The organism is Mycobacterium sp. ITM-2016-00316, assembly GCF_002968335.2.
Taxonomy (GTDB): domain Bacteria; phylum Actinomycetota; class Actinomycetes; order Mycobacteriales; family Mycobacteriaceae; genus Mycobacterium.
In genome coordinates this window covers 1,905,385-1,925,034 of record NZ_CP134398.1, presented here as the reverse complement: position 1 = coordinate 1,925,034, position 19,650 = coordinate 1,905,385, and the positions used below count along the sequence as shown (strand labels likewise).

At 67.0% G+C, this 19,650-nt stretch carries 19 protein-coding genes and 1 tRNA gene; 10 read left to right on the top strand and 10 right to left on the bottom strand.

Features of this window, described 5'->3' with window-relative positions; genetic code table 11:
- Window positions 1-3: 3 nt before the first annotated feature.
- On the bottom strand, window positions 4-288 hold the full coding sequence (locus C6A86_RS09190) for a hypothetical protein (RefSeq protein ID WP_105366082.1): 285 nt from the start codon (window positions 286-288) through the stop codon (window positions 4-6).
- 85 nt (window positions 289-373) lie between these two features.
- On the opposite strand from C6A86_RS09190, the gene C6A86_RS09185 reads away from it, so the two are divergent.
- Window positions 374-610 (top strand): hypothetical protein, encoded by a 237-nt coding sequence (locus C6A86_RS09185; protein ID WP_105366081.1) that lies wholly within the window; start codon window positions 374-376, stop codon window positions 608-610.
- Here the strand turns inward: C6A86_RS09185 and C6A86_RS09180 are convergent.
- A complete protein-coding gene (locus C6A86_RS09180; RefSeq protein WP_311101092.1) occupies window positions 604-2,172 on the bottom strand; it encodes an FAD-dependent oxidoreductase in 1,569 nt (522 codons plus the stop codon). The genes C6A86_RS09185 and C6A86_RS09180 overlap by 7 nt on opposite strands.
- 191 nt (window positions 2,173-2,363) lie before the next feature.
- Between C6A86_RS09180 and C6A86_RS09175 the strand changes: the two genes are divergently transcribed.
- A complete protein-coding gene (locus C6A86_RS09175; RefSeq protein WP_105366079.1) occupies window positions 2,364-2,945 on the top strand; it encodes a TetR/AcrR family transcriptional regulator in 582 nt (193 codons plus the stop codon).
- A gap of 30 nt (window positions 2,946-2,975) precedes the next feature.
- Complete coding sequence (locus C6A86_RS09170) at window positions 2,976-4,421, top strand: AMP-binding protein (protein ID WP_105366078.1); 1,446 nt, start codon at window positions 2,976-2,978, stop codon at window positions 4,419-4,421.
- On the opposite strand, the gene C6A86_RS09165 is transcribed toward C6A86_RS09170, so the two are convergent.
- On the bottom strand, window positions 4,422-5,180 hold the full coding sequence (locus tag C6A86_RS09165; RefSeq protein WP_105366102.1) for a DUF2127 domain-containing protein: 759 nt from the start codon (window positions 5,178-5,180) through the stop codon (window positions 4,422-4,424).
- A gap of 2 nt (window positions 5,181-5,182) precedes the next feature.
- Window positions 5,183-7,339 (bottom strand): Rv1355c family protein, encoded by a 2,157-nt coding sequence (locus C6A86_RS09160; RefSeq protein WP_105366101.1) that lies wholly within the window; start codon window positions 7,337-7,339, stop codon window positions 5,183-5,185.
- A 97-nt stretch (window positions 7,340-7,436) separates the two neighbouring features.
- Here C6A86_RS09160 and C6A86_RS09155 point away from each other — a divergent pair, with 97 nt between their 5' ends.
- Window positions 7,437-8,810, top strand: a complete 1,374-nt coding sequence (locus tag C6A86_RS09155) for a cytochrome P450 (RefSeq protein ID WP_105366077.1) — start codon at window positions 7,437-7,439, stop codon at window positions 8,808-8,810.
- 58 nt (window positions 8,811-8,868) lie between these two features.
- Here the strand turns inward: C6A86_RS09155 and C6A86_RS09150 are convergent, their stop codons facing one another.
- Window positions 8,869-9,513 carry a TetR/AcrR family transcriptional regulator gene (locus C6A86_RS09150; protein ID WP_105366076.1) on the bottom strand — a complete coding sequence of 215 codons (645 nt, stop codon included), beginning with the start codon at window positions 9,511-9,513 and terminating at the stop codon, window positions 8,869-8,871.
- Between the two features lie 148 nt (window positions 9,514-9,661).
- On the opposite strand from C6A86_RS09150, the gene C6A86_RS09145 reads away from it, so the two are divergent.
- Together C6A86_RS09145 and C6A86_RS09140 are read left to right on the top strand one after the other, a co-directional pair.
- Window positions 9,662-10,366 carry a dienelactone hydrolase family protein gene (locus C6A86_RS09145; protein WP_105366075.1) on the top strand — a complete coding sequence of 235 codons (705 nt, stop codon included), beginning with the start codon at window positions 9,662-9,664 and terminating at the stop codon, window positions 10,364-10,366.
- A gap of 21 nt (window positions 10,367-10,387) precedes the next feature.
- Window positions 10,388-11,053, top strand: a complete 666-nt coding sequence (locus tag C6A86_RS09140; RefSeq protein WP_233213248.1) for a class I SAM-dependent methyltransferase — start codon at window positions 10,388-10,390, stop codon at window positions 11,051-11,053.
- A 78-nt stretch (window positions 11,054-11,131) separates the two neighbouring features.
- Here C6A86_RS09140 and C6A86_RS09135 read toward each other — a convergent pair whose 3' ends face one another.
- Together C6A86_RS09135 and C6A86_RS09130 are read right to left on the bottom strand one after the other, a co-directional pair.
- Window positions 11,132-12,937: a bifunctional diguanylate cyclase/phosphodiesterase gene (locus C6A86_RS09135; RefSeq protein ID WP_233213252.1), complete on the bottom strand. Its 1,806-nt coding sequence runs from the start codon at window positions 12,935-12,937 to the stop codon at window positions 11,132-11,134.
- Between the two features lie 151 nt (window positions 12,938-13,088).
- On the bottom strand, window positions 13,089-14,336 hold the full coding sequence (locus C6A86_RS09130) for an EAL domain-containing protein (RefSeq protein WP_233213247.1): 1,248 nt from the start codon (window positions 14,334-14,336) through the stop codon (window positions 13,089-13,091).
- Window positions 14,337-14,775: 439 nt separating this feature from the next.
- On the opposite strand from C6A86_RS09130, the gene C6A86_RS09125 reads away from it, so the two are divergent.
- Window positions 14,776-15,972, top strand: coding sequence for an XRE family transcriptional regulator (locus C6A86_RS09125; protein ID WP_105366099.1), 1,197 nt, complete (start codon window positions 14,776-14,778; stop codon window positions 15,970-15,972).
- Window positions 15,969-16,439 (top strand): DUF4411 family protein, encoded by a 471-nt coding sequence (locus tag C6A86_RS09120; RefSeq protein WP_105366072.1) that lies wholly within the window; start codon window positions 15,969-15,971, stop codon window positions 16,437-16,439. Before C6A86_RS09125 ends, C6A86_RS09120 begins: the two co-directional genes overlap by 4 nt.
- Window positions 16,440-16,496: 57 nt before the next feature.
- Here C6A86_RS09120 and C6A86_RS09115 read toward each other — a convergent pair whose 3' ends face one another.
- Together C6A86_RS09115 and C6A86_RS09110 are read right to left on the bottom strand one after the other, a co-directional pair.
- Window positions 16,497-17,210 (bottom strand): hypothetical protein, encoded by a 714-nt coding sequence (locus tag C6A86_RS09115; RefSeq protein ID WP_105366071.1) that lies wholly within the window; start codon window positions 17,208-17,210, stop codon window positions 16,497-16,499.
- A 154-nt stretch (window positions 17,211-17,364) separates the two neighbouring features.
- Window positions 17,365-18,222, bottom strand: coding sequence for a hypothetical protein (locus C6A86_RS09110; protein WP_105366070.1), 858 nt, complete (start codon window positions 18,220-18,222; stop codon window positions 17,365-17,367).
- A gap of 588 nt (window positions 18,223-18,810) precedes the next feature.
- Between C6A86_RS09110 and C6A86_RS09105 the strand changes: the two genes are divergently transcribed.
- Together C6A86_RS09105 and C6A86_RS09100 are read left to right on the top strand one after the other, a co-directional pair.
- On the top strand, window positions 18,811-19,242 hold the full coding sequence (locus C6A86_RS09105; protein ID WP_233213246.1) for a hypothetical protein: 432 nt from the start codon (window positions 18,811-18,813) through the stop codon (window positions 19,240-19,242).
- A gap of 43 nt (window positions 19,243-19,285) precedes the next feature.
- A complete protein-coding gene (locus tag C6A86_RS09100) occupies window positions 19,286-19,450 on the top strand; it encodes a hypothetical protein (RefSeq protein ID WP_233213245.1) in 165 nt (54 codons plus the stop codon).
- Window positions 19,451-19,528: 78 nt separating this feature from the next.
- On the opposite strand, the gene C6A86_RS09095 is transcribed toward C6A86_RS09100, so the two are convergent.
- Window positions 19,529-19,601, bottom strand: a tRNA-Ala gene (locus C6A86_RS09095).
- Between the last annotated feature and the right edge of the window lie 49 nt (window positions 19,602-19,650).

Genomic DNA, 19,650 nt, shown 5'->3' with positions numbered 1-19,650 from the left:
CCGTCATTCGGTGCGGGGCCGGTACTCCCAGCTCGCACCCGCGGTCAGGGTGCCCGGTTCGAGTTCGGTGCGGCCCGCGTCGCGGATGTGCACGGTCTGGTCCAGAATCTCGTCGGGCTTTCCGCCGATGACGATCACCGGATGGTCGTATTCGATGCCGTAGAGCTTCAATGCCGCGTGCACCGCGTGTGCGGCGGCCTTGCCGCGAGACATCGTGGCGTTCGAATTGACCCTGATGACGAGCCGGCGTTCCGCGCCCGCCGTCTCGTCGCTGCCGCTGACATCCATGGCCCAGAGTGTAGGGACGACCGTCACTCAACTGCCGCAGGCTTTGCCACAACCTGTGACACACCCGCGCTACGCTGAAATTCCTATGGGGATCTCGACGCTGTCGGTGGCCGCCTACCTATTGGTGGGCGGATTCTGCGGTGCCTGGTTCTGGCGGGTCATCCGGTCCGCCGGCCACCGCGTCAACCTCGCCCTGGTCATCGTCAGCGCCGTCTTCGGCCTACTCTGGCCCGTCATGATGCCCGGCGTCACGGTCTACCGGTGGATGCTGCCGCGTCCCATCGAGTTCCGCGAGGACGCGACCGCACCCGCCGCTCATTGAGGCGCACCCAGCGCGGCGGTACGCATCTCCGGTATCCCGATGAACTTCACCCGCGGGCGCGACAACGAGGTGCCGCGCTCCCGTTCGGCGGCGTCGATCGCCCGCCAGCCCGACCAGTCGATGGGCTGTACTCCCCTGTCCTCCAAGAGATTCCGCAGCTGGTCCGGCTCGGCGACAGGACGGCGCAGCACACCGTCGAGGTGGTCACGCCATAACTGGGCGACGGTCTCCTCCGCGCAGGTCCGATTGGTGCCGATCACCCCGCGCGGCCCACGTTTGATCCAGCCCGTCACATAGCTGCCGGGCGCCCCGTCGACGCGGCCGCCGATATTGGGCACGATGCCGGTCGCCTCGTCGAACGGCAGGCCGTCGACGGGAGCGCCCCGGTACCCGATGGACCGCAACACCAGGCCGGCGGGAAGGTCACCGTCGCTCACCCGCAGCGCATGCACCCTCTCGTCGCCGACGATCTCCACCGGGGTGCTCATGAACCGGAACACGATCCGCTTGTTCCCCGGAGTGGCCGGGCGCTGCGCGTACTCGCGCGCGATCTTGAGTTTCAGAGTGGCCCACAGGTCGGTGTCATCGACCGGGTCTTCCAGCGGTCCGTCGATGATCACGTCGACACCGTCGAGCTGGCCCAGCGCCAGGAACTCGCCCACCGAGAACGCCGCGTCGGCCACACCTCTGCGGCCCAGAATCACCACCTCCCGGATTCTGTTGTCACGCAGCGCTTCCAGTGCGTGCTCGGCGATATCGGTTGCACCGAGCGCCTGCTGATCCATAAGCAGCACCCGGGCGACATCGAGGGCCACGTTTCCGTTGCCGACGATCACCGCTCGCTCGGTGCCCAGATCGAATGTGCGGTCGGCATGATCGGGATGCCCGTTGTACCAGCCGACGAAGTCGGCGGCCGGATGACTGCCCGGCAGATCCTCTCCCGGGACGCCGAGTTCGCGGCTGGTCGCCGCACCGACCGCGTAGATCACCGCATGATGGTGTGCGAGCAGGTCCTCGTGGGTGAGGTCGCGGCCGATCTCGACGCCGAGGTGGCAGCCGAACCGCGGGTTGGCGAAGATGCGCTCGAAGATGCCGACCACCGCTTTGGTGTGCTGGTGATCGGGTGCGACGCCGGCGCGGATCAGTCCGAACGGGGTGGGTAGCCGTTCGAACAGGTTCACCTGGACCCCGTCGACGGCGATCAGTTCGGCCGCGGCGTAGCAGGCCGCCGGACCCGCGCCCACCACGGCGATCCGCAGATCTCCTGGCGTGACACCCTGGCGGGACGCGGGTGGCGCGGAGGTGTCCGGTTCCAGCGGATGGCGCGCGAAGTAGGCGGCGTTGATGTCCTTGAAACGCTCCTGCCCGGCCGGCAGGTCCTCCTCGTAGTGGATCGCGCCGACGGGGCATTCGTCGAAGCAGGCTCCGCAGTCGATGCAGGATTCCGGGTCGATGTAGAGCATGTCCGCCGCGGACGCGCCCACCGGCCGGATGCAGTCGACCGGGCACACCGGTACACAGCTGGCGTCCTTGCAGCAATTCTGCGTGATCACGTAGGCCATGACATCCCCCTCGGCTCGGCATCGGAACTCTTCCCAGAATACTGGACACTTGTCCGATTGACCTAAGTGAATCGGAGCGGTCTTCCACCTTCTCAGGCCGCGGCCAGAGAGTTGTTGGCATATAATTGCTCTTCAATGGCGTCTTGGGAGCTGATGTTGCCAATCTTCGGCTACCGCTATACCTTGGACACATGTCCAGCCCAGTGGTGGCTGAAGTCACCTATCTGCAGGATCCGGCGTACCGCCGCAAGCACACCCACCGCCAGGTGTTCGGCGCGGCCGCGGCGATCCTCGACGCACGAGCCGAACTGTCCATCGCCGAACTGGCCGCCAGGGCCCGGGTCGCACCGTCCACCGTGTCCGCGCACTTTCCGTCCATCGACGCGATGTTCGCCGAGCTGTACCTCAATCGGGTGTACGAGCTGCCGCTGACCATCGATCCCCGTGCCGGTGCGGGCGCCCGGGTCAGCGCCCAGTTGCGCGCCGTGACGCTGGTGCTCGCCGACGAACCCTTGCTGGCCTCGGCCTGCGCGCGGGCACTGCTGCGCGACGGCGACGACGCGGTGGCCGGGGTGCGCGCCCGGGTCGCCGCCGAAGTGCACCGCCGGACCGCCGCCGCCCTCGGGATGGGCGCCTGGCCGGAGGTGCTGGACGCCGTGGAAACCCTGTTCTGGGGCGCCCTGCTGCAGGTGCAGACCAACGGGATGAGCTACCACGCGATGGCCGACAGGCTCGACACCATGCTCTCGCTGATCCTGCCCGACACCGACTGAACCCCGCCGGGTGCGTAACGTCACCGGCACATGACCATCGCCCGTATCCACGACCTGGTGACCGCCGCGGCCGGCGTCGCGCCGGATCGTGCTGCGCTCATTTCCACGGACGGCACGGCAGTCTCGTTCGCCCAGTTCGACTCTCAGGTGCGCGAGCGGGCGTCCTGGATCACCGACCGCAGCCGGCCCGGTGACCGCATCGCGGTCCTCGCCGACAACAGCGCCGACTACGCCCGGCTGTACTACGCGGTGCCACGCAGCGGCCGCATCCTCACGCTGGTCAATCAGCGGCTCAGCGTCTCCGAGCACCTCGACCAGCTGCGCCGGATTCAGCCCGCGGTCGTGCTGGGCGACGCCCGCTATCTGGAACCACTCGCCGGCACGGTCGAGGCACTGATGTCCTTCGACGGACCGGAGTGGCAACAACTTTCGGCGACGGCCCCGGATGTCGCGGTACAGCCCGATGACGCGGCGTGGCTGCTGTTCACCAGCGGGTCCACCGGCGCGCCCAAGGCGGTGCTGCACACCCACCGCTCCATCACCACCGCGGTGCGCGGTACGGTCGCCGGCCGCTCGGTGCGCGCGGGCGGGGTCTACCTGCTGCCCTTCCCCATGTGCCATGTCGCCGGCTACAACATGCTGGTGCACCACAGCGCGGCATCCACGGTGTTGCCGGTGCCCGCATTCCGGCCCGACGCCTTCGTCGCGGCGGTCAACACCCATGGCGTGACCTCGTGTTCGCTGGCCCCGACGATGCTGCACAGCCTGCTGGCGCATCTGGAGGATGTCCCCGCGGAGCTGCTGACCCTGCGCGATATCTCCTACGGCTCCGCGGCCATACCGGCCGATCTGTTACGCCGTGCCGTCGAGCGACTCGGCGTCGGATTCCACCAGGGCTACGGGATGACCGAAACCGGCGGCAACATCACCTTTCTCGGCCCGTCCGATCACCGCTCCGAGGATCCCGCGGTGCTGCGCAGCGCGGGCCGTCCGCACGACGAGGTGAGCATCCGGATCGCCCCCGACGGCGAGATCCTGGTCCGCGGCGCGCAGGTCGCCGCACAGTACTGGCCCGGCGGGCCGGCGACCGTCGACGGCTGGCTGCACACCGGCGACGCCGGGTACATCGATGACAGCGGACGTCTCGTGGTGACCGACCGCCTCAAGGACGTCATCATCACCGGCGGCGAGAACGTGTCCTCGCGAGAAGTGGAAGACGTACTCTCCCTGCATCCGGGCGTCGAGCAGGCCGCCGTGGTCGGCGTGCCCGACGAGTACTGGGGCGAGGCCATCTGTGCGGTGGTGGTGCCCGGCCCGACGCAGCCGACCGTCGATGAGCTGATCGCCCATGTGCGGGCGCATCTGGCCGGATTCAAGCGGCCCCGGCATGTGCACTTCGTCGCGGAATTACCGCTGACCAGTAACGGCAAGGTCGCCAAATCGGCTGTCCGGCAGTACGCCCGCGACGCGCTGTGATCAACCTTTGTCGAGGCCCGCACGCTCGACGCTGAGCAGGCTCTCGGTGTGATGCTCGGCAAGGTAAGCCTGCCCGCCGCCGTTGAGCCCGAACAGCCGCTTACTCCACAACAGCCACACCACCGCAACGATATTGATCAGCACCGCCAGCAGCCGCAGCGTGGTCACCTTCTCGGTCAGCTCGTAGATCTCCAGCGGCAGAAAGGCACTCGTCGCGACCACCGCGAAATACTCGCCCCAGCGTTTCATCGACCACAGCCCGACCGCCTCGACGAGCTCGATCACGGCATAGGCGATCAACCCGATGGCGATCCACAGCAGCGTGGTCTCGGACAGGGTGAAGGCCTCGCCGATGTGCTGGACGATCTTGGAATCGTCGAGGTTCCAGCCGATCTGGTCACTCAACGGCCGAATCAACGGGAGCTCGGCTTCGAACTTCTGCTGCAGCTCCGTGTGAGATCTGCGCAGAGTGAACACCCCGGCGGCCACCAGCAGGATGACCAGCGCGCGGATCACCCGCTCCACCGCGAGCAGGCGCATCAGTGTCCGGTCGCGCAGCAACCGTCCGCGCGGCACCTCGGGGGCGGTGTCGGCGGGCCCGCGTCCACGGGGCGCCCCGACGACGAACGTCTCACACCGCAGGCAGCGCCATGCCTCCCCGACCGGCGTGTCGACACGCAGCCGGTCGGCGAGTGCGGTCTCGTCCGGGGCGAACGTCGCGTGCCCGTGCAGACCGCACGAACGCAGTGCGAAATCCAGTTTCACCGGGTGGCCCCCTGAATCGGCGCGAGCGCGAGCCGATCCCGGCTGCGACGGCTGGGCAATGAGGTCGGCGGGGTGTGTGCCAGGCGCAGGGTGAGGGCGATCGACTCATCGGCCTGCAGTCCGATCAGATCGTCGAATTCCCGCTGCAGCGACCCCAATTCACCGGCGAACGCCGGGGACAGCTCGTGCAGATCCTCGGCGGTCTGCGCGTACAGGAAGACCGGGGATACCGGCTGGGCACCGACACCACTCTGCTGAGCGGTGATCCACACCGCTTCCACCGCGGACCCACCGACGGCGTAGTCGCGCAGGTTGTGCCCTGGCACGCTGATGACGGCGAGTGCCGAGCTGGCCAGGATGCGGTCGCGCATATCGTCACCGAGCGCCGAGCCGGCGCCCCACCCGGCCAGTTGCGCCATCACATCGGGGCGGCGCAGCACGCCGAGCACCGCCATATCCCCCTCGTCGAATTCGAGGTTGCGCACATCGATACCGGCGTCCGGGTCGGGGTCACCCGGCCAGCGCAGCTCGGAGATCATCTCTGCGTGCAGGTGCGGGGTCAGGAACCGGATCCGGTCCGCGGCAGCGAAGATCCTTGCCGCCCGCTCCATGTCGGCGCGCTCGGTGAGCAGCCTGAGCCGCCCGCCCTGATGTTCGGCCGCGGCCGTCAGTGCCGTGACGAGGTCACCATCGACGGGATGCGGCTCGCCGTGATGACGGTTCGTCTCGCGCGCCATCATCGCCGCGAAAAGCCCGGCAAGGTCGGCGTCGGCGCCTGTTCCGAGCCGCAACCGGACCTGCAGCGGCACCCCGCCGGCGTCCTCGGAGACGCTGACCTCGCCGAGCGCGCCGTGCGCGGCCGCGGCGATGCGGGTGTTCAGCAGCGCCGCGCCGACCGCCACCGCGCTGCCGCGGAATCCGACGTCCATCGTCGATGTGTAGGTGGGCGCAATGCCGATCTCGACCCCGTCCGGCCGCACGCCGATACGCCACGGCTGGACGTTGCCGCCCGAGGGTGCCCGCATGGCCGCCACCGCCAGATCGCCGAGGAGTTCGCCCGGCGCAGCCACCGAAGTCGCTGTGTGACCGGGAGAATCGGTCCATTCGGTGTCACTACCGCTGTGATGGTTCATCTCGGGCTCATGAATCTGGTCGAGTGCCCAGCCGATGTCGAGACGGGTCCGGCCCGAACGCAGCTCCTCCCCGAGCCCGATCCGGCGGACGGCCTCGGTCACCGCGCACGCACCGATACCGACGTCGGCGGCGGTCTGCGGCCACGTCGACAGGGATTTGTCGATCTCGAGCAGCGAGGCCGCGATGCGGGCCGACAGCCGGTCGGCCTCCAGATGCCGAAGGATGTGCGGGATCTTCTCGCGATTGGACATGCCCGGCAGCAGATCGATATCGAGCTGCCCGAGCAATCCGTGCAGGATCGGGCGGCCCGGCTCGTGGTCGAACCGTTCCACGTCGACGATCCCGCGGTCGCTGGTCGCCATCAGCACCGGGATGCGCCGTTGCTGCGCGGCCATCCGGAGCACGGCTTTGATGTGCAGCGAATCGCATTCCTCAACCACGATGTCCAGACCGTCGACAAAGTCGTCGAGCGTCTCGGGATTGAGACCCGTGTCGAACACCTCGACGGGCAGGTAGGGATCGATCTCGGCGATCCGGCGCGCGGCGACGTATGCCTTGTTCACCCCGAGATCGAAGACCGTGGCCGGAACCCGGTTCAGATTGGACAGTTCCAGCTCGTCGAAATCGGCGAGCCGCAGGCTCCCGCACACCCCCTGCATGGCCAGCGTGTGCGCGATGATGTGCCCGACGCTCAGACCCGCCACTCCGATCGAGAGTTCGCGGAGGCGATCCTGCTCGACGGCGGTGATGCTGTTGCGATTGCGGTCCAGACGGAGTGCCCGAAATCCGCGCGGCCCCAGCACCGCCACGGCGGCGCGCCGCCACGGGTAGAACGCCCATCTGCCGGGCTCGGCGAGCAGATCCGGATCCGGTGGCGGGCGCAGACCTTCCAGGCTTGCCAGTTGCCGGCCGTGGTGATCCAGGAGTTCGATGCCCGGGTCCCGCCGGAGCGTGTCGAGGATTTCGCTGTCCGCGGGGTCGGCCGGGTCCAGAATCTGTGCGCGGTAAGCGATCGGCATGCTGTCCTCGTCATCCTCGTGCGCCACGGCGCGAACTCATCCGAGTCGTACACTAGGACCGATCCAACGGGGGCGTGGGGACCGACTCGACGGAGGTATGTCCTTGCCCGAGGTGACGCACGATCGGACCGTGGCCGAACTACCGCTCGCCCCGCTCAATCCGTTGCCCTACCGGCAAAGACGGGACGCGTTGCGTAACTTCCACACCGGCACCGACATCCTGCGTGATGCGGGCGGTCCGGTAACCCGGTTCAGCCTTGGCCCGAGTTGGCTCATGCCGCCCATCGTGGTGGCCACCTCACCTCAGGGAATACGCGATATCGTCAGCGTCCGGGACGGTTCCATCGACAAGACGAGCGCGGTCGCCACCCAGTTGCGCAGCCTCATCGGGGGGAATCTTTTCGTCTTGCCACACGAGGAGTGGCTACCGCGGCGGCGGACCCTGCAACCGGTTTTCACCAAGCAACGCGTCGACTCGTTCGCCGGGCACATGGCAGAGGCTGCCGAAATGATCACGGGCTCTTGGGTGGGCGGCAGCGAGATCGATCTGAACGGGCAGGCCCGGCTGCTGTCCATGCGGGCGCTGGGGCGTTCGGTGCTGGGACTGGACCTCGACGAGCGATCCGATGCCGTCGCCGAACCGCTGCGGGTGGCGACCAGTTACGCCGTGGCCCGCGCGCTGCGTCCGCTGCGGGCGCCGTCCTGGCTGCCGACGCCGGCGCGGCGACGGGCCCGGGCGGCCACCGAGGGCATCCGCCGGTTGGCCGCCGAGATCATCACCGCCTGCCGCGCCGACCCCACCCTGGACGCTCCCCTGGTGCACGCTCTCATCGCCGCCACCGACCCGGAGACCGGCCAGCCGCTGTCGGACAACGAGATCCGGGACGAGATGATCATCTTCCTGTTCGCCGGGCAGGACACCACCGCCACCACGCTCACCTACACCCTGTGGTCGTTGGGCCGCCACCGCGAGATCCAGGACCGGGTGGCCGCCGAGGTTGCCGCGATCGGGGACCGGCGGCTGACCACCGACGATGTCGCAAGGCTCGGCTACACCGTCCAGGTGATCAAGGAGGCGCTGCGGCTGTGCCCGCCCGGACCGACCGGCTCACGCAGGGCGACAAAGGATGTGGAGGTGGCCGGGTACCGGGTCGAGGCCGGCACCATGCTGGTGTTCGGTCGCATGTCGGTGCAACGCGATCCGTCGCTGTGGGCAAACCCCTTGCAGTTCGATCCCGACCGTTTCAGCCCGCAGAACGCCAAGGACCGCGACCGCTGGCAATACGTGCCCTTCGGCGGTGGCCCACGGTCCTGTATCGGCGATCATTTCGCGATGCTGGAGGCGACGCTGGCCATCGCCACCATCATCAGGGAGGTTCAGATCACCGCTCTGGACCCCGATTTCCCGCTGGCCGTGCCGTTCACCATGGTGCCGGGCGGTCCGATCCGCGCCCGGGTGACTGCGCGTTGATCCCTGGTGGGGCATACCCCACGAACACCCGCACCAGGGATCAACGCTCGCCAATTGGTCAATCGCACGCTGCGGGAACAGCGGCGGCGTCGAGGACCTGACCGTTGCGGATCAGCCCCGTCACCGCGGCATCCCAGCGCTGCAGCTGCGTGCGGGTCACAAACGATTCCGGAAGATGACGCTCGATGTGCGGCCGTAGGATCATCGCCCCGACCCGCAGGATCAGCGGGTTGAGGGCACCCCACACCGGATCGAGATCGGGGCTGGTCAGGCCGGCCTCGGCCAACTTCTCCCCCTGCGCGGCGCTGATCTGAAGCAGACCGTCGAAGATGACGGATCCGATCTTGTCACCCTCGACGAGCGCGTGCGCAATGTAGTTCACCAGGTCCGGGTATTCGTAGAGCAACTGGGAGAACCGGCTACCCATCTGCGCGAGATGTTCACTCGTCATCTCCGATACCGGTGTCGCCTCGATGATCTCCCCGAATACCTGCAGCACGTAGTCGTCGACGGCGGCCACCAACCCGGCCTTGTTGCGGAAATAGTGCTGCACCAGGCCGATCGAGACCCCGGCTTCCTCGGCGACGGCCCGCAGCGACGTCGCGGCGACACCCTTCTCGGCCAGCGTCCGCACGGCGGCATCACGAATGCGATCGATACTCGTGGGCCCGGGCGTCACCGTTGGCCTGAGAAAGACCGTCATAACCCGAGACAATACAGGCAACTTGTATTCCAATGCGACCCTATGGTTCGGCGATATGGCACGCTGGGCTGGCAATGCGTGCGTACCGCCGCGGACTGCCAGATGCGCTGGACAACCAATTCAGCTGAACAACAACGGGATAACCCACATGCCGAAGGTCACCTATCCAGCACCAGCCGGCCCGCTGCCCGGCTACCTCGCGACACCCACCACCGAAGGCCCCTGGCCGGCCGTCATCGTCGTGCAGGATGTGCGCGGGATGACCGCCGATGTCCGGCGCACCAGTGACCGCCTGGCCGCGGCGGGGTACCTCACGCTGGCGCCCGCGCTCTACGGACGCGGCCTCAAGATCAGATGCATGATCGCCACCATGCGCACCCACTTCGCGGGCACCGGTGCCGCCTTCGACGACATCGTCGCGGCGCGCGATCACCTGCTTGCCGACCCGGACTGCACCGGCAAGGTCGGCCTGGTCGGCTTCTGCATGGGCGCGGGCTTCGTCCTGCAACTCGCGCCCAGCGGCCTGTTCGACGCGACCGCGCCCAACTACGGGCTGACCCCCAAGAACATCGAGGTGCTCGCCCAATCCTGCCCAATGGTGGCAAGTTACGGCGCGAAGGATCGGATCGCGCGCAGCGGATCGGCGGCCGAACTGGAGGCGGTGCTCGCCAAGGGCGGCGTACCCCGCGATATCAAGGAGTACCAGAACGTCGGGCACAGCTTCATGAACGATTTCGGCATCCCCGCCCCGTTCGATGTGATCGAGCGGATCGCCGGCATGGAGTACTCCGAACCGGAGGCCGAGGACGCGTGGCGGCGCATCCTGTCCTTCTTCGGTGAACATCTGCGCTGACTCCCGCTACGCTTTGGCGCTATGGGCGAAGTGATGGACTGGGATGCTGCGTACTCCGACCACATCTTCGCGGGCCCGCCGCCATGGAACATCGGTGAGGCACAACCCGAGATCGCCGCGCTGATCGACGCCGGCAAGATCACCAGTCCCGTCCTGGACGCCGGCTGCGGTGTCGGAGATGTGTCACTGGCGCTGGCCACGGCCGGGTACGACGTCGTCGGCGCCGATATCTCCACGGTCGCCATCGAAGCCGCCACCCGCGCCGCCGCGGAGCGCGGGCTGGCGAATGTCCGCTTCGTGCAGGGTGACCTGCGCACCCTCACCGTGGACGGCGAACCGTTCAACACCGTCGTCGACTGCACGCTGTTCCATTCGCTGCCGGTCGAGGCCCGCCCGGATTACCTGCGCGGCATCCACGAGGTGTGCGCCCCCGGCGCGGTGCTGCACATGCTGGTGTTCACCACCGACGCGCTGCCCCCGGATTCCCCGTTCCCGGTGCCCAACCTGGTGACCGAGGCCGAGCTGCGCGAGGCCGTGTCGCAGGTCTGGACGATCGAGAACGTCCAGCCGGCCTTCGTGGCCGTGCAGTTGCCCGACGTCCCGAACCTGCCGGAACATAGCTTCGACAGCGACGCGAAGGGCCGCGTGAAGCTGCCCGCACTGCTGTTGTCGGCCCGCAAGAGCTGACCCGGAGCGACGGGGAGCTGGCACCGGGGCGAGCGCAGCGACGGGAAGCTAGCACCGGGGCGAGCGAAGCGACGGGAACTAGCACCGCCAGTCGATGGTCCCGGTCGCCAGCATTTGTGCCATGGTGTCCGCGTCGACCGGTGGAGACAGCAGGAAACCCTGGGCCTGATGGCAGCCCAACTTCACCAGCATCTGCGCGGCCGCCTCGGTCTCCAGTCCGACGGCGACCAGCCCGAGGCCGAACGCTTCGCCGAGGGACACGATGGCCCGGATGATCGCCAGATCGTCCTTGCTTCCGTCGAGGTGTTGCACGAATGACCGGTCGATCTTCAAGGTGTCGATGGGCAGCGACTTCAGCCTGCTCAAATCGCTGTAGGCGGCCCCGAACTCGTCGAGTGCCAGTCCCACGCCGAGTGCTCGCAGCGCGGTGAGGATCTCGTTGTTCAGATCGGCGTCGTCGGTGACGAAGCTCTCCGAGAACTCCAGACTCAACGAGGCCGGATCGAGCTCGAACTCCGCCAGCACCCGCGCCACATGGTCGACAAAACCATCGGCCACCCGCTGTACCGGTGACACGTTGACCCGCAACTTCACGTCCTGCGCGAGCCCCATCGACTTCCATTGCCGCAGTTGCGCGCAGGAGTCCTGAAGTACTTTGCGGCCCAATACCGCTGCCAGGTTCGAGGATTCGGCGACAGGCATGAAGGCGCTCGGCAGCAGCATGCCCCGGGTGGGGTGGTTCCACCGCACCAGCGCCTCGACCGCGACCACCGTGCCGGTACGCAGGTCCACCTCGGGCTGGTAGTGCACGACGAACGCTTCGCTCTCGATGCCGTCGCGCAGGTGCAACTCGACATCGTTGAGCAGCTGGTATTTCAGGGCGATGGCGTCGGTGAAGACGGCGGCGTCATTACCTCCCGAGCCCTTGGCCGCGACCAGTGCCAGGTCGGCGTAGCGCAACACATCGGAGGCCGAGTCATGGCCCGGGAAACCCACCGCCACACCGATACTGGCGGTGCGGCGGACGAACTCGCGGCCGACCGTGAAGGACTCCCGGACGAGCAGCCGGATCCGTTCGGCCAGCAGCGCGGCCTCCTCCAGCACCATCGGCTCATGCGGCACGATCACGAACTCGTCCCCGCCCTGACGAGCGAGAAGTGCCGTGTCACCGATGGATTCGCGCAGCCGCCGGGCGAACTGTGCGATCAGTTCGTCCCCCGCGGTGTGGCCGAACAGGTCGTTCACCGATTTCAGGCGGTCCAGGTCGGTGAACAGCACCGCCACCGGTCCGTCCTGTCCCGGCGCGAGGCGTTCATCGAGATGATCGGTGAGCACCCCGCTGTTGCACAGCCCGGTGAGATCGTCGTGTTCTGCCAGAAACTGCAGCCGTTCGATCGCGACCAGCCTGGCCTGCAACTGGGCGAACATGGTCGCGATGGTCTTCAGGGCGTTGAGCTCTTCTTCCAGCCACTCCCGGTCGCCGTATTTCACGAAACCCAACGTGCCGGTGGTGACGTCATGCGACAGCAATGGCACGCAGGCCAGCGACGTCTGCGGAACCTCGGTGCCCTGCTGGATCGTCTGCTGATACTCGTCGGTCTTGGGCTCCGGGCGGATCACCAACGGCTCCTTGAGCCATTCGGCCATCGCGAAAACCGGGTCGGCGTCGGCGAAGTAGACGACACCGATCGGGTCCGGATCGGGCACGAAGGTACGTATCGGCCACTGCGCCACCAACCGGGTCGCGTGGATCTCGTGATCGTTGTGCCGCAGGAAGGCGACATCGAGCCCGAGATAGGCCGCCAGATCGGTGAGCACCAGTTCGCAGACTTCGACCACGTTGTCGGTGTGCGCGGTGATCAGCCGCTTGGCAGCCAGATCCACCAAACCGTTGAGACTGCCGATCAACTGGCGCCACCGACTTTGCAAGCCCCCCGAGTTCCGGCAGCACAGCGAGAGGTGCACATCGCCCACACTTTAGCGGCCCGCGTCCATTCTGCGGCGGCGCCAAGCCGGTGTGCACATACCGCACCGCTCAGTGGATTCGGTCCAGCAGACTGCGCGCGACGACGGTGACCAGAACGCGGTCGTAGGTGATGGCGAGATCGAACCGGCGCTCCGCCTCGGGCACCGAGCCGGTGGTGTCCTGCTCACGGGCGATCAGCGCCGCGCAATGGTCCGGCCCGAGGATGAGCACGATCCACTGCCCGCACAGCGGATCGTCGGGTGCCAGGTCCACGCCCCGGACGCCGGATCCCAGATCCTCGGGCAGGCCCCGGCCGAAGATCGCGACCAGTGCCGAGGACCGCGCCAGTTCGCTGTAGCGCGCACTGGTGGAAGCGGTGAAGTGCTGCGCCATCTGCATGGAGGCCATCACCATCGGCGGGTCGGTCGCATGCCGCGCCTGGGCCTCGATGTGCCGGGAGAACGGTATCAGGGTGGCCTTGCGCGCGGTTCGCACCAGGACCTTGCCCGCCACGAGGTCGAACGGTGAGTCGCCGACCGGCTGCACCGGGTGCTTCATCGGCGGTGGCGACCACGCCACCGACACGGATTCGACCAACGGACCTGGGCGTCCGAACTTGTAGCCCTGGCCGAGGTCGGCTCCCAGCGCCAGTGCCTGCTCGAGGTGCTGGTCGGATTCAATGCCCTCGGCGAGCAGCACCGCCCCGGTGCGCTCGGTGTGCGCCAGCACGGCGGCCAGGATGTGCGCCTGGGCGTCGGTGGGGTGGGACTGCACCAGATCGACGTCGAGTTTGACGATATCCGGGCAGATGACGTCGAGCAGCGCCAGCGAATCAGGATGGGCGCCAATATCGTCGAGGGCGATGCCGAACCCGTCCGCACGCAGACCCGCCACCTTCCGCAGCAGCGCCCGCGGGTGGGTGAGCAGGCTGCGTTCGGTCAGCTCGAAAATCACCCGCAGCTCGTCGTGCGCGCGGTCCAGCAGCGGGTTCTCGGCGCGGCTGAGGTGGCTACCGAGCGGCTCGCAGTTGAGCGCGAGCAGGGTGCCCCGAGGCAGGTCCCGACGCAGGGCATTGTCGATCGCGGCGTCGATGCACATCTTTTCCAGGCCGCCGAGCCTGCCGGTGGCCGCCGCGTGGGCGAACACCGCCTCGGGATCGGGGTCGCCGAGCGCCGGCCACCGCGTCAGGGCCTCGAAGCCGACCACCGAGCCGTCCGCGAGCGCCGTGATGGGCTGGAAGGCCGGGTCGAGCCCGACTCCGGACACGGCCGCGTCGAGATTCGCCTCGTGGGGACGGCTGCGCGCAGTGGGCGACACGATCATCCCCTTGCGTTGATACGCGTGACGCCGACCGATTCCCACTCACCCCGCATGCGCCTCGATGGCAAACATAGTCCGGCCCGCCGAGCGCCGCGTCACGTTCGGCGAAGGCGGTGCACACAGCTGGCCCCGGAAACGGAAAAGTCCGTCCCGACCGAAGCCGGAACGGACTTTCGAAAACGTGGAGCTAAGGGGATTCGAACCCCTGACCCCCACACTGCCAGTGTGAAACTGCATGTGCTGGCTGGTGTCGATTGGTCTAGCGGGGTGTCCATACGTCCACGTCAAATGGTCGGATCACGTCAGGTCTGTCTAGTGCGTATTTGCCCGTGCCCCGGAGGCGTAGGACACCGTTAGGACACGTCGAACTGGTGTTCGCCCGTGTCGCCCCCCGTTCCACCGCCACCTGTGGGTGCCGTACGGCATCATCGTGACTATGCCGTCGATACCCGCCCCGGTGGAGCCTTCCGTGCTCCGTTGGGCACGCGAATCGTGCGGCCTGATCGAGGTAGCGGCGTCGCGCAAGATCGGGGTGGCTGACGATCGCGTGGCCGCGTGGGAGGCGGGCGAGGCTGTGCCGACAATCGCACAGTTACGCAAGGCTGCCGAGGTTTACAAGCGGTCGCTGGCGGTGTTCTTCCTCCCTGCGCCGCCCGAGGGGTTCGACACCCTGCGCGACTTCCGGCGGCTCGACGGTGCCGACGCGGCGAAGTGGTCGCCGGACCTGCATGAGGAGTTTCGCCGCGCCCACACACAGCGCGAATTCGCGCTGGAACTGGCCGAGACCGAGGAACGGGCGCTACCCGACGCCTGGCGCGTCCCGGTGTCCGCCGACGACAACGACACCGACATTGCCGCGCGCATCCGATCAACGCTGATCGAGGTCGGGCCGCTGCCCATCCCGCCGAACTCTCCGAGTCCCTATGAGCACCTGAATGCGTGGGTGTCGGCCATCGAGGCGTCCGGCGTGCTGGTGCTGGCGACCCGTGGCGGCAGGGTGACCGTGGACGAGATGCGGGGCATGTCGCTGTTCTTCGACGTGCTGCCGGTCATCGTGCTCAACGGCGGCGACTACCCCCGCCCACGGCTGTTCTCGCTGCTGCATGAGTTCATCCACCTGGTGCTCCACACCGAGGGGCTGTGCGACGTGGTGACCGACGACAAGCCGCGCAACGCCAACAGAACGTTGGAGGCGCGGTGCAACGCCATCGCCGCCGCCGTACTGATGCCCGCCGCCGCCGTGCGGGCGAGGCCGGAAGTCATCGCGCGAACCGACATACCGGCGTCGTGGACCTACGACACACTGCGCCCTGTCGCCGCGCAGTTCGGTGTGAGCGCCGAGGCGTTCCTACGACGGTTGTCCACGCTGGGGCTGGTGCCGGTCGAGCTGTACCGCCAGCGCCGCGCCGAGTTCACTGTCGCCCACGACGAGGAGGCCGACCGCAACCGCGCCTCGGGCGGCAACTGGTACCGCAGCGCCGTGCGCGACCTCGGCAAAGGATACGTGCGCGCCGTGACCGACGCCCACCGCCGCCGGGTCATCGACAGCAACACCGCCGCGATCTACCTGGACGCGAAGGTTAGCCAGATTCCCCGCCTGGCCGAGTCCGCCGAGTTGCGGAGCGTCGTGTGACCGATCAGTTCTATTCGTTCGACACCAGCGCGATCCTCAACGGGCGGCGCGACCTGTTCCGGCCCAAGGTGTTTCAGACGCTCTGGGTGCAGATCGAGGGCGCCATCGAGGCCGGACAGATCAGGTCGGTGGACGAGGTGCAGCGCGAGTTGAACAGGCGCGACGACGACGCCAAACGGTGGGCCGATGCGCAAGGCGACCTGTTCGTGCCGCTCGAAACCCCCATCCAGCAGAGCGCCGCCCAGATACTCACGGTGCACGGCCGGCTCGTCCGGCAGGGCGGTAGACGCAGCGGCGCGGACCCGTTCGTCATCGCGCTGGCGATGGTGCGCAACGGCACCGTCGTCACCGAGGAGACCGCGACCGGCAGTCTCGACAAACCGCGCATCCCCGACGTATGCGGCGACCTCGGCGTGCCGTGTCTCAATCTCATGGAGTACATCGAGGCGCAGGGGTGGACGTTCTGATCAGTGCGACGACGCCGCCACGACGTCCGTTCGCTCTGCGGGTGCGCCGCGCGAACCTTATCCCTCGGTGATGATCAGCGCGTACTCGATGCTGTAGGTGTTGGTCAGGCCGAGTGCTTGTTCCCACTGGTGAATGAACTCGGCGGATTTGTCGCACGCCCACTGCGCGACCCCGGCGCACAGAACATGGTGCGGGAACCAGGGTTTCGCTCCTTGCATCAACGGGTTCGGCGGCACCAACTGGATCAGCCGTTTCTGCAAGGCGTGCGCCTCGTTGTCCCATTGGAGCTTTGGTTTGAAGTGCACGAACGCGTCGCGCAGTTTTACTAGGCCGCGTACGTCCTGAGCGGGTCGCCTGCCCTTTTCGATACCCCGCCCAGTAGCGCAGATCAATGTTTGGTCTAGCTTGTCGATCACCGGCAGTCGGTCCGAACCTTCCCGCTCGGCCAGGTCGCGTATGGCGTCGACCTGCTTGTCTTCGAGACCAGCTAGCCGCTGGCTAGCAGACGCACGTATCGGCTCCGTGGCAGCGAACCAGATTTCGTTTACGCGGGCTTCTAGGAACGCCGCAGACTCAACGATTGCGCACACCGCGTATGACTCGGCGTCGTAGTCAACGGTCGGCAACTCACCGCGCCGCATCTCCAGAACAGCGCGTTCCCGTTCGCGGCACTGTGACGCCATCAAGCGGGCGGCGCGGATATGTGCACCCGCAAAATAGTGGCGCGTCCCGATAACGTCGTACTGCCCTTTGGCCGATGGGTCTCCCATGGCCGAATTATGCCGCCCTCAACCGACGGTGGTGGGCGAGGAAAAGGAAGCATCAGGTCGAGCTCGGCCAGGCACAAGGCGCAGACCGATGGAGCGGCTGAGCATGTTGGGGGCAACCACCGCCACCAGCACGCCATCCGGTCCGTGCGCGACTCTAGCTTGTTCCCTGAACGCCGTTGCGGCAGACCACTTCGACTTCGTCCATGCGCCAGACGAACCCAAGGTCAGACTCGTCGCTCGTCCGGCCTGAATACACCCCGATGAGCTGCGACACCGGACCGGTCGTCACGCCCAACGCACCGTCACTGCGAGTGACGACGGTGCCCTCGGGGCGGTGCCGCATGACAGCCGAGCCCGACTGGCCCTGACGAGTCCTCGCGTCGATGAGCATCAGCGGTAGGCGCTTGTCCGCGACGGTGTAACCGAAGTACGGCTCGGAGGCGATGCTGCCACGTGTCCAGAGCGGGAACATCGGTCCGGTGATCAGCGCGTCGGGGTAGCCGACGACGAAGACTTCCTGCCCGGCGGCGAGGTTGGGCCAGGGCGCTTCGTGAGGCTCGCGCGCCTCGACCAGGGGCGTGGTCCAGGGAATGACGAGCGTGTCGTCATCGGTGAACTTGACTGGCAACACCACGACGTCCATATCGGCGCCGAACGTCGGGTGCTCCATCCAGCGGGGCTTCCAATCGTCTCCCAGGAGCGGAACCAGGAACGCCTTCAACTTGATCTGCGTGCTTCCGACGTGCGGCCCGACCTCTGATGGTCCGATCTGCCAGCCGCCAGCGGGCGGCTTCGCCAAGAGATGGAGCACGATGTGGGTCGGGGCCATCGAGTATCCACCAAGGAACTCGCCCGTCTGCCAATGACGGCCCGTCACGTTGTGCCGCGCAGTGACGAGGAACTGCTGGCCTTCGAGTTCGAAGATGAATGCGCTGCCGTAAGCCAGTGATCGCAACTCTTTGGCCTGCTCCGCGTCCACGTCGGGGCCGTCCGGGCAGTAGACCATTTCCATGCGCACCGATCGTGCCGACGCCGTTGGTAGCTGAATTGGAGGCATGGCCAAGCTGTAGCACTCGCCACCGACCATCAGGGTGACCGGGTCGTCGCGGTGACGGCCCGGCGCACCCCTCCGGCCTCAACTGCTAGGACAGGAACAGGATGACGCCATCGCAGATGTCCTGCGTGACCGTGTTCCCGCAATCCTGGCAGTGGCCATTACCGTGGCCGTCGGTCCGGTGTTCAGTGAACATCCCAGAACCTCCTGGTTGCGAAGTGGACCCCGGCGACAGGCCGTCCGCCGTGGCTGCGGAAGCCAAATAACCCACAGGAGTTCCTAACGTTCCCGGTAATTCAGCTAACCGAACACTAGCAATATTACTCCTTTGAACTGCAGTTCTAGCAAATAGAATCAGATCAGCAAAGTTTAGATAGAGGCACTAAATTCACCCGCGTCCCATCTGGTTGCGAACTTGGCTCCGCTACAGGGTGCTATCCGAGATCGTTACCGGATCGTTATCTAGTTCGGCCGTTCGCGCAGGTTGGGGCAGCACTTTCCGGCGACGGGACATTCGTCGCCACTGTGGTTCGAATCACAGGAATTGTGGTCCCAGCTAACGCCGAAAACGACATACATGCAGCAGGCCAGTTCCTCGATCACGTCGCCAACCACCGCCTCGCCGGATGCTTCGCGCTGACGCTGCTCGGTCTGCGCCGCGAGGAGGTCGGCGGGTTGCGCTGGCAGGACATCGACCTAGAGACCGGCGCGCTGCGGATCCGCCAGGCCCGTGTCGATGTCAACGGCCACGACACCATCGTGACGCCGAAGACCGACCGCAGCTCTCGCGATCTCCCCCTCCCGCCGCGCGAGCTGTCGATGATCAAGACGATGCGTGCCGCCCACCTGCGCGAGCACCTGGCCATAGGCCGACCGCTGGCCAACGCCGATCTGTTGCTCTCGCGGGCCGATGGCACTCCCCTGCCGGTGCGTGAGTACAGCCGCGAGTTCACCGCGCAGCGCACGGCGTGGACTTAAGGCGATCACTCTCGGCAAGCTGCGGCACTCCAATATCTCGCGGATGCGCGCGGCAGGTATCGGGGCCGATGTCGTCGCCGCCTGGCACGGTCACACCGAGCGCATGACGCAGGCCGTCTATGGCCGGGTGACCGACGACCGGCTCACGGCAGCGTCGGCGGTGTTCTCGGCATCCGTAGGACAGCCACCGGCAGTAGGACAAACTTAGGACAATCGGCCCTGCGCGCAACCCCGCCGACTAACCAGAAAACCCGCCCTGACCGAGGTCAGAGCGGGTTTCTGTCTGTGGAGCTAAGGGGATTCGAACCCCTGACCCCCACACTGCCAGTGTGGTGCGCTACCAACTGCGCCATAGCCCCGTTTGTGGTGCTGTTGAAAGGTACACCACTGTCCCACACAGGTTCAAAA

Coding starts and splice junctions, on each gene's coding strand:
- C6A86_RS09115 (WP_105366071.1), bottom strand. CDS start 17,210: ATGGGAGACCCATCGGCCAAAGGGCAGTACGACGTTATCGGGACGCGC.
- C6A86_RS09170 (WP_105366078.1), top strand. CDS start 2,976: ATGACCATCGCCCGTATCCACGACCTGGTGACCGCCGCGGCCGGCGTC.
- C6A86_RS09145 (WP_105366075.1), top strand. CDS start 9,662: ATGCCGAAGGTCACCTATCCAGCACCAGCCGGCCCGCTGCCCGGCTAC.
- C6A86_RS09160 (WP_105366101.1), bottom strand. CDS start 7,339: ATGCCGATCGCTTACCGCGCACAGATTCTGGACCCGGCCGACCCCGCG.
- C6A86_RS09100 (WP_233213245.1), top strand. CDS start 19,286: ATGCGCGCGGCAGGTATCGGGGCCGATGTCGTCGCCGCCTGGCACGGT.
- C6A86_RS09155 (WP_105366077.1), top strand. CDS start 7,437: ATGTCCTTGCCCGAGGTGACGCACGATCGGACCGTGGCCGAACTACCG.
- C6A86_RS09190 (WP_105366082.1), bottom strand. CDS start 288: ATGGATGTCAGCGGCAGCGACGAGACGGCGGGCGCGGAACGCCGGCTC.
- C6A86_RS09175 (WP_105366079.1), top strand. CDS start 2,364: ATGTCCAGCCCAGTGGTGGCTGAAGTCACCTATCTGCAGGATCCGGCG.
- C6A86_RS09125 (WP_105366099.1), top strand. CDS start 14,776: ATGCCGTCGATACCCGCCCCGGTGGAGCCTTCCGTGCTCCGTTGGGCA.
- C6A86_RS09150 (WP_105366076.1), bottom strand. CDS start 9,513: ATGACGGTCTTTCTCAGGCCAACGGTGACGCCCGGGCCCACGAGTATC.
- C6A86_RS09140 (WP_233213248.1), top strand. CDS start 10,388: ATGGGCGAAGTGATGGACTGGGATGCTGCGTACTCCGACCACATCTTC.
- C6A86_RS09185 (WP_105366081.1), top strand. CDS start 374: ATGGGGATCTCGACGCTGTCGGTGGCCGCCTACCTATTGGTGGGCGGA.
- C6A86_RS09180 (WP_311101092.1), bottom strand. CDS start 2,172: ATGGCCTACGTGATCACGCAGAATTGCTGCAAGGACGCCAGCTGTGTA.
- C6A86_RS09110 (WP_105366070.1), bottom strand. CDS start 18,222: ATGGAAATGGTCTACTGCCCGGACGGCCCCGACGTGGACGCGGAGCAG.